The following is a 14762-nucleotide window of genomic DNA, read 5'->3' as shown; positions in this document are numbered from 1 at the left end:
CGCTTGATCGCGCAGAATTGCCGCGATCGCGGTATCGCCCAAGGTCGACCAGACGCCGTCGCTGAGCAGTACGAAGCTTTCGCCCTCACGCAGTTCGCCGTCGAGGAAATCCAGGACCAGATGCTGATCGAGCCCGAGCGCACGCTTGAGCACGTGTTGCATGCCCGGTTGCTCCCAGACGTGATCCTCGCTGATGCGCTGCAAGCGCTCGGCGTGCCAGCGATAGACCCGGCAATCGCCGACGTGGGCGAGGGTGAAGCGTCGACCGCGCATCACCAGCGCGCTGACTGTGGTCAGCAACGGTTGCCCGCCGCCGTTGGCCTGCAGCCAGCGATTTTGCGCGAGCAGCAGGCGATCCAGCGCCTGGGCCACGCTCCAGGTTTCCGGCGTCGCGTAGTAGTCCAGCGCCAGCGCCTGCAAGGTCGAACGCGCGGCGAGGCCGCCATCGGCGCATTGGCTGACGCCGTCGGCGATGGCGAACAGATAACCCTTGCTCACCGCCAGTGCCGGCGCCGGTGTCACCGAGCGCAGGGCGTCCTGATTCTCCGCGCGCGGGCCGGTGGCGCTGGCTTCGGCGAAGCTCAGTTGCAGAGCCATTGAGGCCTCAGACCCGCGCCGCCGTCACCGCCGCCGAACCCCAGGTGGTTCTCCAGCGACGCTTGACGCCGTGCAGGCCAAACCACGCCAGCACACCGAGGCTGGCGAACAACCACAGCGCCAGTTGATAACTGCCGGTGCTTTGCTTGATCGCGCCCATGCCGGCCGCGAGGGCGAAGCCGCCGATACCGCCGGCCATGCCGATAAGCCCGGTCATCACGCCGATTTCCAGACGAAAACGCTGCGGCACCAATTGGAAAACCGCGCCGTTGCCCGCACCCAAGCCGAGCATGGTGCAGACGAAAAGCGCCAGCGCCGCGTAGGAACTTGGCAGATTGAAGCCCACCGCTGCGATGCAGATGGCAGCGACGGTGTACATCGCCAGCAAAGTGCGGATGCCACCGAAGCGATCGGCCAGCGCGCCACCCAACGGCCGCATCAGGCTGCCGCCGAACACGCAGGCAGCGGTGTAGTAGCCGGCGGTCACCGGGCTCAGACCGTATTGATCGTTGAAGTAACCGGGCAGGGCACTGGCCAGGCCGATGAAGCCGCCGAAGGTGACGCTGTAGAAAAACATGAACCACCAGCTGTCGCGATCACCGAGGGCCTTGAAGTAGTCGGCCATGGCTTTCGGTTTTGGCCGCTGCGGGGCGTTTTTTGCCAGCAGGGCGAACAGCACTAAAGTCAAAACCAGCGGGATCAGGGCGAAACCGAAGACATTGCTCCAGCCGAACGCGGCGGCAATCACTGGCGCCAGCAGCGCGGCGAACACGGTGCCGGAGTTGCCCGCGCCGGCGATGCCCATGGCTTTGCCCTGATGCTCTGGCGGGTACCACTGCGAGGCCAGCGGCAGGGCTACGGCGAACGAGGCGCCGGCCATACCGAGAAACAGACCGAGGATCAGCGCCTGTTCATAACTGTGGATGCCGAGTTTCCAGGCACCGAACAGCGCGCAGATGACGATGACCTGGCCGATCAGTCCGGCGGTCTTGGGCGACAAGCGATCAGCGAGCATGCCCATGGCGAAGCGCAACACCGCGCCGGCGAGAATCGGCGTGGCGACGACGAGGCCGCGTTGCTGGGTGGTCAGGTGCAGGTCGGCGGCAATCTGCACCGCCAGCGGGCCGAGCAGGTACCAGACCATGAAGCTCAGGTCGAAATACAGGAAGGCCGCGAACAGGGTCGGGGTATGGCCGGATTTCCAGAAGCTTGAATTCATCGCGCACCTCGGCTGAAAAGAGTCTCGAAAGGAGTCATGCACAGCAGGTGGAGCGCCTCACGGCCGCACCACCGGCCCCGCTCTGTGGGGCCAAAACGCAAAAACGCCGCTACCTGATTCGCCGGGGGGCGAACGGGGGGAGCGACGTCTTTGTCGTAGGTGGGGCAACCGCCGTTGGTTACCTGTGCGGTTTACTTAGCGAGATTTGTGCCAACAGCTGAAAAGCGAAAGCCCCTCACCCTAGCCCTCTCCCAGAGGGAGAGGGAACCGAGCGGGGGATGGCCGAATCATTTGCCGATCTGAACGATTTCGAGTGAATCCATAATCGACTCGGTCGTTGAGGTCGGCGGACAGCGCAAGACAACGCGGTCGGTCCCCTCTCCCTCAGGGAGAGGGCTAGGGTGAGGGGCTCTTGATTTGCAGCGAAAATCTCAGCCCAGCAACTCGCTCATGGCAATGATCTGCTCCGCCACTTGAATCAGCTTCTGCTGGCGGCTCATGGCCTGGCGGCGCATCAGCGTATAGGCCTCTTCCTCGTTGCAGTCCTTCATCTTCATCAGCAAACCCTTGGCCAGTTCGATGCGCTTGCGCTCGGCCAGTTGCTGGTCACGGGCCTGCAATTGCGCGCGCAGGGCCTGGTCACTCTCGAAGCGCGCCATCGCCACGTCGAGAATCGGCTGCAACCGTTTTGCGTGAATGCCTTCGACGATATAGGCACTGACCCCGGACTTGATCGCCTGACGCATCACCCCCGGGTCATGTTCGTCGGTAAACATTACGATCGGCCGGGGCTGGTCGCGGCTGACCAGTACCACTTGCTCCATGACATCGCGGCTCGGTGACTCGGTATCGATCAGGATTACGTCCGGGCGCACCGTTTCGACGCGCGCCGGCAGGTCGATGGTCAGGCCGGACTCGTCGATTACCTCGAAGCCGGCCTCGGTCAGCGCCGCTTTCAGGCGTCCGACTTTTTTCGCGGTGTCGTTGATCAGCAGAATGCGCAACATGTTCGCGGTCTCCTGTCAGCGGCGGGCGAGAAGGGGGGCATCGTCGTTCAGCGCGTGCAGTTTGAAACTGCGCGCATAGCCCGCCGGATCGCTGCCGTCCCAGACCTTGCCGTCGAGCAACTGGCTGCTGCGCACGTCTGCGCAGGAAGTCGCGACGCCAACAGCGCTCGCTGCCTCGCGGTACAGATCCAGGCGCTGAACCTGGCGGGCGACTGCCAGATAATCCGGGTCCTCGCGCAACAGACCCCAGCGACGGAACTGGGTCATGAACCACATGCCGTCGGAAAGGTATGGCAGATTGACCTCGCCATCGCCATGAAAACGCAGCGCATGCGGATCCTGCCAGCGATTACCGAGGCCATCGGCGTAGTCACCCATAAAACGCGGCTCGATGCACGCGGCGGGGGTGTCGAGGTATTCGGTGGCGCTGAGTAATTGCGCGGTACTGCGGCGGTTTTCCGGGCTTTCTTCGATGAAACGGCTGGCCTCAAGAATGGCCATGACCAGCGCCCGCGCGGTGTTGGGGTATTGCTCGGCAAATTCCCGGGTGCAGCCGAGGACTTTTTCCGGATGGTCGGGCCAGATGCTCTGGCTGGTCGCCAGGGTGAAGCCGAGATCCTGCTGCACGGCGCTGGCTGCCCACGGCTCGCCGACGCAAAAGCCGTCGATGCGCCCGGCTTGCAGGTGCGCAACCATTTGCGGCGGCGGCACCACCACGCTGTCGACGTCCTGCAACGGATGAATGCCCTGGCTCGCCAGCCAGTAATAAAGCCACATCGCATGGGTGCCGGTGGGAAAGGTCTGGGCGAAGGTCAGTTTTGCGCGGCTTTGGTGCACGTGCCGATCGAGCGCTTCAGGACTGTTCACGCCAGCCTGTTGCAAACCATGGGACAGGTTCAGGCTCTGGCCATTCTGGTTCAGGCCCATCAGCACCGCCATGTCGGTCGGGGCGACGCCGCCGATGCCCAGGTGCACCGCATAAATCAGCCCGTACAGACTGTGTGCGGCATCCAGTTCGCCGCTGACCAGTTTGTCGCGCAAGTTGGCCCATGAGGCCTGACGCTTGAGGTTCAGGGTCAGGCCGTAGGGCTGGGCGAAGCCCTGGGTGGCGGCGACCACCACCGAGGCGCAGTCGCTCAGCGCCATGAAGCCTAGATCGATCGCGCTCTTTTCCGGCGCATCGCTGCCATTGACCCAGGCCAGAGGCCCCAAGGACGTTTCGTTCATACGCTACCTCAAAAAAAACGTCGTCCCGGATTCTGCGCAGGCAAAACCCGGGGACGACGCCATTGTCCTGGCCTGCGCGCCGTCATTGGTCGGCAGACTGATGAGCGGGGTGGTGCAAGGCATATGCCAGTGGCCTGATTCGCGCAGGCGCCTCGCGCCGGGGGACGATGCCCGGCTATAATCGCCGCCTCTTTTCGCCGCCCGAGTCATTGCCGCCCATGTACACCCTGGCCCGTCAGCTGTTGTTCAAACTTTCCCCGGAAACCTCCCACGATCTGTCGCTGGATCTGATCGGCGCGGGTGGACGTTTGGGTCTCAACGGCTTGCTGTGCAAGGCGCCGGCGAAAATGCCGGTGACCGTCATGGGGCTCGAGTTCCCGAACCCGGTGGGGCTGGCGGCAGGTCTGGACAAAAACGGCGCGGCCATCGATGGCTTTGCGCAACTGGGTTTCGGTTTTGTCGAAATCGGCACCGTGACCCCGCGCCCACAGCCGGGTAACCCGAAACCACGGATCTTCCGCCTGCCGGAAGCCGAGGCGATCATCAACCGTATGGGCTTCAACAACCTCGGCGTGGATAACCTGCTGGCGCGGGTCGCTGCGGCGAAATACCAGGGCGTGCTGGGCATCAATATCGGCAAGAACTTCGACACCCCGGTCGAGCGTGCGGTCGACGATTACCTGATCTGCCTGGACAAGGTTTACGCCCACGCCAGCTACGTCACCGTCAACGTCAGCTCGCCAAACACCCCGGGCTTGCGCAGCCTGCAGTTCGGTGACTCGCTCAAGCAATTGCTCGCGGATCTGGCCACGCGCCGCGCCGAACTGGCCCTGCGTCACGGCAAACATGTGCCGCTGGCGATCAAGATTGCGCCGGACATGACCGACGAAGAAACCGCGCAGGTTGCCCAGGCGTTGATCGAAACCGGCATGGATGCGGTCATCGCCACCAACACCACGCTCAGCCGTGTCGGCGTCGAAGGCATGGAACATGGCGACGAGGCGGGCGGTCTGTCCGGCGCGCCGGTGCGTGAAAAGAGCACCCACACCGTGAAAGTGCTGGCGGGTGAGTTGGCCGGGCGTTTGCCGATCATTGCTGCGGGCGGGATTACCGAAGGTAAACATGCGGCGGAGAAGATCATGGCCGGTGCAAGCCTGGTGCAGATCTATTCGGGCTTCATCTACAAAGGCCCGGCGCTGATTCGTGAATCGGTGGATGCGATCGCCGCGTTGCGCTGAGGATTGCGGAGGCCTTGTGGGAGCCTTTGTGGCGAGGGGATTTATCCCCGCTGGGCTGCCCAGCAGCCCCAAACCTTGCACATTGATATGCCAGTTAAATTGAAATCCCGATTTCGCGACTGCTGCGCAGCCGAGTGGGGATAAATCCCCTCGCCACGTGGAACCCGGTTAACCCTTTCTGCAGGCATTAAAAAGGGCTCCTCGAAGGAGCCCCTGGGCCGTAGCCCGCCGTCCGGGAAGGACGTGCGTGGTTAATTCATTGCAAATTCAGATTGTCGTGTCGGAATAAATGCCCTGTGTCAGCCGACGGCGTGAAGTTCGTTGAGTCTGTGGATTCCCGCAGTGCCGGTCATACCGTCCCAGTTGTCGCCGCGTCCTTCTCGCCAGCCGTTGATCCAGGCTTGACGTACCGACGGTAGAGTAAATGGGCAAAGCTCACGGGATTTGCCACCAACGCCATATTGATATCCGCGCAAAAATGCTCTTTCCAACGGATCACGCTTAAGTCTTCTCATAGGGTGTTTCCCTCACTTGTTGACTGTAGTGTCGCGTTGACCTCAATTGAGGTCTGGCAGAAAAAACCTGCCATCGTGCGGCTCGCTGCCGGCGTGGCGAGCCAAGGTGTTGACGCCGTTGCGACGTCAACCTGTGCTCAGTTCTAACCAATGAGTCACATCGAGGGAATGATCGTTTTGTCATAAGCACGTAACGTTAAGGATGCTATGGCGATAAGTAACCGCGTATTTGTTCAACGTTCAATGCGCAAACCCCGGTATGATCGGCGCCCCGCTGACTCAGGGGGTTAATCCTTTAGTGAGAATGACCCACGTTTGCGCTTGGGTAATATTCGACGAAGGGTCGTTTTCAGTCTTTTTGTTGCACCAACTTTTTTATCTGTCCCGGCATCTAAGCTCTTTTAACCCGAGCAGCGGGGATGGAACGGCACACCTTCGTGCCACGCGGGCGCTCTTTCAGAAAAGCGCCTGATTGAAAACCGGGTCGGCAATGCGTTGCCTGCCCACTAGCCAAAGGCTCTGGAATTACCATGTCCGATCGTTTCGAACTCTTCCTCACTTGCCCCAAAGGCCTTGAAGGCCTGCTCATCGAGGAAGCCGTCGGGCTTGGCCTTGAAGAAGCGCGCGAGCACACTTCCGCCGTGCGTGGCATGGCGACCATGGAAACCGCCTATCGCCTGTGCCTCTGGTCGCGTCTGGCCAACCGTGTGTTGCTGGTGCTCAAGCGTTTCCCGATGAAGGACGCCGAAGACCTCTACCACGGCGTGCTCGACATCGACTGGCAGGATCACATGCTCAGCGACGGCACCCTGGCCGTTGAATTCAGCGGCCACGGCTCGGGCATCGACAACACTCACTTCGGCGCGCTGAAAGTCAAAGACGCCATCGTCGACAAACTGCGCACGCCGCAGGGCGATCGTCCATCCATCGACAAACTCAACCCGGACCTGCGCATTCACCTGCGTCTGGATCGCGGCGAAGCGATTCTGTCCCTCGACCTGTCCGGCCACAGCCTGCACCAGCGCGGCTATCGCTTGCAGCAGGGCGCGGCGCCGCTGAAGGAAAACCTCGCCGCCGCCATCCTCATCCGTTCCGGCTGGCCGCGTATTGCTGCCGAAGGCGGCGCACTGGCTGACCCGATGTGCGGTGTCGGTACGTTCCTCGTCGAAGCCGGGATGATTGCCGCCGACATGGCGCCGAACCTGCGTCGCGAGCAGTGGGGTTTTACCGCGTGGCTCGGTCACGTGCCGGCGCTGTGGAAAAAATTGCACGAAGAAGCCGTCGAGCGTGCCGCCGCCGGTCTGGCCAAACCGCCGCTGTGGATTCGTGGTTACGAAGCCGACCCACGATTGATTCAGCCAGGCCGCAACAACGTTGAACGTGCCGGCCTCAGCGAGTGGATCAAGATCTACCAGGGCGAAGTGGCGACCTTCGAGCCGCGCCCGGACCAGAACCAGAAAGGCCTGGTGATCTGCAACCCGCCGTACGGCGAGCGTCTCGGCGACGAAGCCAGCCTGCTGTATCTCTATCAGAACCTCGGCGAGCGTCTGCGTCAGGCCTGCCTGAACTGGGAAGCGGCGGTGTTCACCGGTGCCCCGGATCTGGGCAAGCGCATGGGCATTCGCAGCCATAAGCAGTATTCGTTCTGGAACGGCGCGCTGCCGTGCAAACTGCTGCTGATCAAGGTTCTTCCGGATCAGTTCGTCACTGGCGAGCGCCGCACCCCGGAACAGCGTCAGGCCGAGCGCGAGCAAGCGGCTTACGATCAGACCCCGGACGAGCCGCAAGAGCGCAAGTTCAACAAGAACGGCAACCCGATCAAGCCGACGCCAGCCCCGGCGTCGGTGATCGAGCAGCCGCGCTTGAGTGAAGGCGGGCAGATGTTTGCCAATCGCTTGCAGAAAAATCTCAAGGCGATGGGCAAGTGGGTCAAGCGCGAAGGCATCGATTGCTACCGCGTCTATGATGCCGACATGCCGGAATACGCGATGGCCATCGACCTGTACCACGACTGGGTGCACGTTCAGGAATACGCCGCGCCGAAATCCATCGACCCGGAAAAAGCCTCGGCGCGCATGTTCGATGCGCTGGCGGCCATTCCGCAAGCGTTGAACGTCGACAAGAACCGCGTGGTGGTCAAGCGCCGCGAGCGGCAGAGCGGCACCAAGCAGTACGAGCGTCAGGCTGCGCAGGGCAAGTTCGTCGAGGTCAATGAAGGTGGCGTGAAGTTGCTGGTCAACCTCACCGACTACCTCGATACCGGCCTGTTCCTCGATCACCGGCCGATGCGCATGCGCATTCAGAAAGAGGCGGCCGGCAAACGCTTCCTCAATCTGTTCTGCTACACCGCGACCGCCAGCGTGCACGCGGCCAAGGGCGGCGCGCGCAGCACCACCAGCGTCGACCTGTCGAAAACCTATCTGGACTGGGCGCGGCGCAACCTGTCGTTGAACGGTTTCTCGGACAAGAACCGTCTGGAGCAGGGCGATGTGATGGCGTGGCTGGAAAGCAGCCGCGACGAATACGACCTGATCTTCATCGACCCGCCGACGTTCTCCAACTCCAAGCGCATGGAAGGCATTTTCGACGTACAGCGCGACCAGGTGCAGTTGATCGATCTGGCGATGGCGCGGCTGGCACCGGGTGGCGTGCTGTATTTCTCCAACAACTTCCGCAAGTTCCAGTTGGAGGAAAACCTCGCCGAGCGTTATGCGGTCGAGGAAATCAGTGCGCAGACCATTGATCCGGATTTCGCCCGCAATACCAAGATCCACCGCGCCTGGAAAATCACGGCTCGTTGACGCTTTCACTGGTTGGATCCACAGAGCGTTGATTTTTAACGGCTCGGTGGATCCAGCGGTGCTGGCTAAATTAGTGGCTAATAGCTATAACTCACACACCGCCAATGGGGTTTTCCCGCAAATCTGGCGGAGTGAGTCGTGCTTATGCCGTTGCACCCCGTGCGCCCGAAAATCCTCGGTTTCATCAGTGAAGACGTTTCAGCCTGGCTGGTCGCTTTGCTGGTGTTGCTGGCCGGCGGGATTCTCACCGGGCTGCTCGCATGGGGCACCTTCAACCAGTTTCAGCAACAATCGCGTCAGCGCTTTCAACTGCTGGCCAATGAACGCTACAGCCGCATCGCCGAACGTTTTCAGGATCAGGAGCAACGTCTCGATGGTCTGCGGCGGTTCTTCGCCAACTCCGAATCAGTGTCCCGCGCCGAATTCGACGGGTACTCCCGACCCTTATTGCTGCGCACCCAAGCCTACACTTACGCGCCGCGAGTCAGCGGTGCCGAACGGGCCGCGTTCGAACAGCAGGTGCGTGACGAAGGCCTGAGCAATTTCACCATTCGCGAACTGGACGCCAAGGGCGAGCTGCAACTGGCGGTGCCGCGCGAGGAATACGTGCCGGTGCTCTACACGCAAACCCAAAGCCGACTGGCGCCACCGCTGGGCTACGACTTGCTCGCCCAACCCTTGCGCCGCGAAACCCTGCAACGCGCCGACCAGCTCGGCAGGATGGCGGTGTCGCAACCGATGCATCTGGTCGGGATCGAGCCGTCGTATGCGCGCGGGGTGTTGCTGCTGGCGCCGGTCAGTCGCGCCGGAGAATCACGGCCATTCGGCTATGTGATGGCGGTGATCAGCATGCGCCAGTTGCTTGCCGACGGATTGCCCGATGCCCTGCACGATTATCTGTCGGTGCGCATTCTCGACCTGTCGACCCAGGATCAGCACGAAGCGCTGTTCGAATCGAGCAACGAGGCGGTGCCCGGCGATTTGGCAGCGACGCGCTTGCTGCGCATGGCCGATCACGACTATCAGGTCGATATCCTGCCGAGCGAAGCGTTCATGCAAGCCAACCATTCGTCGGTGGGCAGCGTGATCATTCTGGGCGGCTTGCTCAGCGCACTGCTCAGCGCCTTGCTTTACGTGCTGGTCAGCCAGCGCCAGCGCGCGGTGCGGCTGGTCGAGGTGCGCACCCAGGAATTGCACGAGCGCGAGCAGGAACTGCGCGGCACCCACGGTCAGTTGCGCGGCGTGCTGAATGCCGCCACTCAGGTCGCGATCATTGCCACCGACCTGCGCGGGGTGATCAACACCTTCAACCCCGGCGCCGAGCAAATGCTCGGCTACAGCAGCGCCGAAGTCGTTGGGCGCATGACCCTGGAGAACCTGCATTTGCCACGGGAACTGGCGGCGCGTTCGGCCGAGTTGAGTGCGCGCTACGGCAAAAGCATTCCGACTTGCCACGCGATGCTGGTCGAGGGCGGCGAAGTCGGCGGCCACGAGGCACGCGAATGGACCCTGGTGCGCAGCGACGGCAGTCATCTGCCGGTGAACATGCTCGCCACCCCGGTGCTTGACGAGCAAGGCCTGTGGGTCGGTCATCTGGCGATCTGCATCGACATCACCGAACGCAAGCGCGTGCACGAGGTGCTGGCAGCACGCGACACATTGCTGAAGAAGCTCAGCGCCCATGTTCCCGGTGGCATCTACCAATTCAAGATGGAATTCGACGGACGCTTCAGCGTGATCTACGCCAGCGATGGCATCCGCGAAATCTACGAGCTGGAGCCGGATGTGCTGCTGCTCGACTCCGAGGCGATCTTCAGTCGTATCCACCCGCAGGATGCGATTCGCGTGCGCAGCTCGATCCGCGAATCGGCGGAAAATCTTAGCCCATGGCGCGAGGAGTACCGCGTGCAACTGCCCGAGCGTGGCCTGCGCTGGGTGCGTGGCGAGGCGACACCGGAGGAGCTGCCCGGCGGCGGGGTGCTGTGGCACGGTTATATCTCGGATATTTCTGACCTCAAGCGCGTGGAAGAAGAATTGCGCGCGTTGTCGATCACCGACTCGCTGACCGGCATTCACAACCGCCGCTATTTCCAGGAACGCCTGACCACCGAAATGGCCCGGGTCGAGCGTGGCGGCGGTGAGTTGTCGGTGATCATGCTCGACATCGACCACTTCAAACGCATCAACGATCAGTTCGGCCACGCCGTCGGCGACCGCGTGCTGCAGGCAGTCTGCGAGCGGATCGGCCATCGCCTGCGCCGCACCGACGTGTTCTGCCGTTTGGGCGGTGAAGAGTTCATGGTGCTGTGCCCGGACATCGACGGTGAACACGCCTATATGCTGGCGATGGAGTTGTGGGAAGGTTTGCGCAGCGCGCCAGTGGACGTGGTCGGCTTGGTCACCGCGAGTTTCGGCATCGCCAGCTGGCGCCCGGGGGAGGGCGCGGATGCGCTGTTGCTGCGCGCTGATTCAGGGGTTTATGCAGCGAAGCAGAATGGCCGGGATCGGGTTGAGCGGGAGATGAGCTGATTCGAACCTGACACCTGACCCTGTGGGGCAGAGGGGACCTGGCGCTGACTTTCTGTGGGAGCGAGCCTGCTCGCGAAAGCGGTGTGACAGTCACTGAACAAGCTGACTGAACCGACGCCTTCGCGAGCAGGCTCGCTCCCACAATTGCATCTGCTGCGCTTACAGCACCGAAGCGGTCTGCGGCAGTTTCGGCTGTTTGTACAGATCCAGCAGCACCTGATCGAGCACCGACGAGGCGCCGAACGGGGCCTTGTCGTTGAGGATCGCTACCACCGCCCAGGTATTGCCATTCACATCACGGCTGAAACCGGCAATCGCGCGCACGGTGTTCAGGGTACCGGTCTTGACGTGGGCTTCGCCGCGCATCGCCGTGGTTTTCAGACGTTTGCGCATGGTGCCGTCGGTGCCGGCAATCGGCAGCGAGCTGATGTACTCGGCGGCGTACGGGCTATGCCAGGCGGCCTGCAGCATGTTGGCCATCTCACGCGCGCTGACCCGCTCGGCCCGCGACAGACCAGAGCCGTTTTCCATCACCAGATGCGGCGCGGTGATGCCTTTCTTCGCCAGCCACTGACGCACCACGCGCTGCGCAGCCCGGGCGTCATCACCGTCGGCATCGTTGCGGAAACGCTGGCCAAGGCTGAGGAACAGCTGCTGGGCCATGGTGTTGTTACTGTATTTGTTGATGTCGCGGATGATCTCGGCCAGATCTGGCGAGTACGCGCGGGCGAGCAGTTTGGCGCTGCTCGGCGTCGGTGCCAGACGATCCTTGCCCTGGATGCTGCCACCCAGTTCCTTCCAGATCGCGCGGACGGCGCCGGCGGTGTAGGTCGCGTGGTCGAGCAGCGACAGGTAAGTCTGCGAGCTGCAGCCTTCGCCCAACTGGCCGCCGACGGTTACGGTCACGCTGCCATCGGCTTGCGGCACCGGGTTGTAGCGCACGCCGCCGGTGCATTGCTTGGACGGCAGCGCCTTGACGGTGTTTTCGATGCGGATGCTGGCAATCGGCGGCTCAACCGAAATCAGTACGCGGCCACCGTCATTGCGCGCAACAAAGCGCAGGGCCTTGAGGTTGACCAGCAATGAGTCGGGTTTGACCAGGAACGGCTTGTTGTCGTCGTTGCCGTCATCGTTGAATTCCGGCAATTGCGGCTGCACGAAGAAGTTGCGGTCGAGGATCAGGTCGCCGGTGATCTGGGTCACGCCGTTGGCGCGCAGGTCACGCATCAGCAACCAGAGTTTTTCCATGTTCAGCTTCGGGTCACCGCCACCCTTGAGGTAGAGGTTGCCGTTGAGAATGCCGCCGTTCAGGTCGCCGTCGGTGTAGAACTCGGTTTTCCACTGATGGTTGGGGCCGAGCATTTCCAGCGCCGCGTAAGTGGTGACCAGTTTCATTGTCGAGGCCGGATTGACCGAGACGTCGGCGTTGAACACGGTCGGCGTGCCCGGACCGTCGAGCGGCACCATCACCAGCGACAGCGCAGTGGGCTGCAACTTGCTGGCCTTGAGGGCTTTTTCGACGTTCGGGGTGAGGGAAGTGTTGATGGTGGCAGCGGAGACAGGCAGGGCCAGGGGCAGAAGAAGGCCGGCGAGAAACAGTGGACGCAACGATTTGATCATATGCAATAAAACCCTGCAAAAGAGGGGAAAAAAGACGAGGACATGGATGAAAAGGCCCTCAGTGGTCATGAAAGTGTCGGCATTATGCCCCAAGCTGTAACAGCTTGTGCCGTGTCAGGCCCGGCCAATCGCTTATTTTTTTACAGGCGGTCGGCCGCAGCGACCAGAGAGTCGGGCAATCGCCGGCTTAAACTGATAAAGTGCCGGCCGTTATTACTTAAGAGGATTGTTCCAATGGCGACTAACCGTTCCCAGCGTCTGCGCAAAAAACTGTGCGTTGATGAATTTCAAGAGCTGGGTTTCGAACTGAACCTGGACTTCAAAGAAGACTTGTCCGAAGAAGCCATTGACGCTTTCCTCGAAGCATTCATCAAAGAAGCCATGGAAGCCAACGGTCTGGGTTATGTTGGCGGCGACGACTTCGGTCTGGTGTGCCTGCAGAAGCGTGGCTCGGTCAACGAAGAGCAGCGCGCTGCCGTTGAAGCCTGGCTGAAAAACCGCTCCGAGCTGACCAAGTACGAAGTCAGCCCGCTGCTGGACGTGTGGTATCCGGAAAAGCCGATCAACGCGGCTAAGTGATACTGAAAAAAACGGCGACCTGAGGGTCGCCGTTTTTTTATGCCTGCCTGCCAGGGTTGTCGTCCTGCAGGACGCATTCGCGAGCAGGCTCGCTCCCACACGATTCACCTGAGCGACTCGACTTACCTGTGGGAGCGAGCCTGCTCGCGAAGCTTTTATACCGTCAACGCTTGTTCCAGTTCAAAATCACCAGCGTCAAAACCCCCGCGACAATCCCCCAGAACGCCGAACCAATGGAAAACAACGTCAGCCCCGACGCCGTGACCATAAACGTGATCAACGCCGCTTCCCGTTCCTTCACCTCGTTCATGGCGATGCTCAAGCCATTGATGATCGAGCCGAACAGCGCCAGCGCGGCAATCGACAGCACCAGTTCTTTCGGCAACGCCGCAAACAATGCCGCCAACGTCGCGCCGAACACCCCGGCAATCCCGTAGAACACCCCGCACCAGACCGCTGCGGTGTAGCGCTTTTTGCGATCTTCATGGGCATGCGGGCCGGTGCAGATTGCCGCGCTGATTGCTGCGAGGTTGATGCCGTGGGAGCCGAACGGCGCCAGCAGCAGTGAGGCAATGCCGGTGGTGGTGATCAGTGGCGAGGCCGGGACGTTATAGCCATCGGCACGCAGCACGGCGATGCCGGGCATGTTCTGCGAGGTCATCGCCACCACGAACAGCGGAATGCCGATGCTGATGGTAGCGGCCAGGGAGAAGTGCGGCGTGGTCCAGACCGGAGTGGCCACTTCCAGGTGAAAGCCGCTGAAATCCAGCAGCCCCATGAAGCCCGACAGCGCGGTGCCGATCAGCAGCGCCGCGAGCACCGCATAGCGTGGTGACAGGCGCTTGACCAGCAGATAAGTGAAGAACATCCCCAGCACCAGCCCCGTACGGTGTTGCGCGGCGACGAAGATTTCGCTGCCGATCTTGAACAGGATCCCTGCCAGTAAGGCCGCCGCCAGAGAGGCCGGGATCTTTTTCACCAGCCGTTCGAAGCTGCCGGTCAGGCCGCAGATCGTCACCAGCACCGCGCACGTGATGTAGGCGCCGATCGCCTCGCCGTAACTGACGCCGCCCAGGCTGGTGATCAGCAATGCCGCGCCGGGTGTCGACCAGGCGATGGTGATCGGTGTGCGATAGCGCAGCGACAGGCCAATCGAACACACCGCCATGCCGATAGAAATCGCCCAGATCCACGAGGAAATCTGCCCGCTGCTCAGGCCGGCGGCTTGCCCGGCCTGGAACATCAGCACCAGCGAACTGGTGTAACCGGTCATCATCGCGATGAAACCGGCGACGATGGCGGAAGGCGAAGTGTCGGCCAGAGGGCGCAGGCGGGCGTGGGTGGCGTCGGTCATGACGGCGGTGTTCCTTATAGCAATGGAGATGTCCGCCACAACACATCACCTCTGTGGGAGCGAGCCTGCTCGCGAA

General features: G+C 61.8%; 11 protein-coding genes. 4 read left to right on the top strand and 7 right to left on the bottom strand.

Going from position 1 to position 14762, the window contains the following annotated elements:
- From AC0IXA_RS25145 to AC0IXA_RS25130, 4 genes are all read right to left on the bottom strand, one after another.
- Window positions 1-597: PP2C family protein-serine/threonine phosphatase (locus tag AC0IXA_RS25145; RefSeq protein WP_471814708.1), on the bottom strand; the 597-nt coding region annotated here is incomplete at its 3' end.
- A gap of 7 nt (window positions 598-604) precedes the next feature.
- Window positions 605-1816: a nitrate/nitrite transporter gene (locus AC0IXA_RS25140; RefSeq protein WP_016773839.1), complete on the bottom strand. Its 1212-nt coding sequence runs from the start codon at window positions 1814-1816 to the stop codon at window positions 605-607.
- A 431-nt stretch (window positions 1817-2247) separates the two neighbouring features.
- Window positions 2248-2823 (bottom strand): ANTAR domain-containing response regulator, encoded by a 576-nt coding sequence (locus tag AC0IXA_RS25135; protein WP_460154261.1) that lies wholly within the window; start codon window positions 2821-2823, stop codon window positions 2248-2250.
- A gap of 15 nt (window positions 2824-2838) precedes the next feature.
- A complete protein-coding gene (locus AC0IXA_RS25130) occupies window positions 2839-4050 on the bottom strand; it encodes a CmpA/NrtA family ABC transporter substrate-binding protein (RefSeq protein WP_471814707.1) in 1212 nt (403 codons plus the stop codon).
- A gap of 218 nt (window positions 4051-4268) precedes the next feature.
- On the opposite strand from AC0IXA_RS25130, the gene AC0IXA_RS25125 reads away from it, so the two are divergent.
- On the top strand, window positions 4269-5288 hold the full coding sequence (locus tag AC0IXA_RS25125) for a quinone-dependent dihydroorotate dehydrogenase (RefSeq protein WP_471814706.1): 1020 nt from the start codon (window positions 4269-4271) through the stop codon (window positions 5286-5288).
- Window positions 5289-5587: 299 nt separating this feature from the next.
- Here the strand turns inward: AC0IXA_RS25125 and rmf are convergent, their stop codons facing one another.
- Complete coding sequence (rmf, locus tag AC0IXA_RS25120) at window positions 5588-5803, bottom strand: ribosome modulation factor (protein ID WP_003223300.1); 216 nt, start codon at window positions 5801-5803, stop codon at window positions 5588-5590.
- Window positions 5804-6333: 530 nt separating this feature from the next.
- On the opposite strand from rmf, the gene rlmKL reads away from it, so the two are divergent.
- Both rlmKL and AC0IXA_RS25110 read left to right on the top strand, forming a co-directional pair.
- Complete coding sequence (gene rlmKL, locus AC0IXA_RS25115) at window positions 6334-8604, top strand: bifunctional 23S rRNA (guanine(2069)-N(7))-methyltransferase RlmK/23S rRNA (guanine(2445)-N(2))-methyltransferase RlmL (protein ID WP_471814705.1); 2271 nt, start codon at window positions 6334-6336, stop codon at window positions 8602-8604.
- A 144-nt stretch (window positions 8605-8748) separates the two neighbouring features.
- Window positions 8749-11133: a sensor domain-containing diguanylate cyclase gene (locus AC0IXA_RS25110; protein WP_471814704.1), complete on the top strand. Its 2385-nt coding sequence runs from the start codon at window positions 8749-8751 to the stop codon at window positions 11131-11133.
- A 159-nt stretch (window positions 11134-11292) separates the two neighbouring features.
- On the opposite strand, the gene dacB is transcribed toward AC0IXA_RS25110, so the two are convergent.
- On the bottom strand, window positions 11293-12753 hold the full coding sequence (gene dacB, locus AC0IXA_RS25105) for a D-alanyl-D-alanine carboxypeptidase/D-alanyl-D-alanine endopeptidase (protein WP_341637996.1): 1461 nt from the start codon (window positions 12751-12753) through the stop codon (window positions 11293-11295).
- A 234-nt stretch (window positions 12754-12987) separates the two neighbouring features.
- Between dacB and AC0IXA_RS25100 the strand changes: the two genes are divergently transcribed.
- Entirely contained in the window at window positions 12988-13332 is a 345-nt protein-coding gene (locus tag AC0IXA_RS25100) for a YggL family protein (protein WP_016773843.1), read from the top strand.
- A 163-nt stretch (window positions 13333-13495) separates the two neighbouring features.
- On the opposite strand, the gene AC0IXA_RS25095 is transcribed toward AC0IXA_RS25100, so the two are convergent.
- Window positions 13496-14686 (bottom strand): benzoate/H(+) symporter BenE family transporter, encoded by a 1191-nt coding sequence (locus AC0IXA_RS25095; RefSeq protein ID WP_471814703.1) that lies wholly within the window; start codon window positions 14684-14686, stop codon window positions 13496-13498.
- Between the last annotated feature and the right edge of the window lie 76 nt (window positions 14687-14762).

Source organism: Pseudomonas sp. AC083 (genome assembly GCF_979253165.1).
This window is presented reverse-complemented; position numbering and strand designations above follow the sequence as displayed.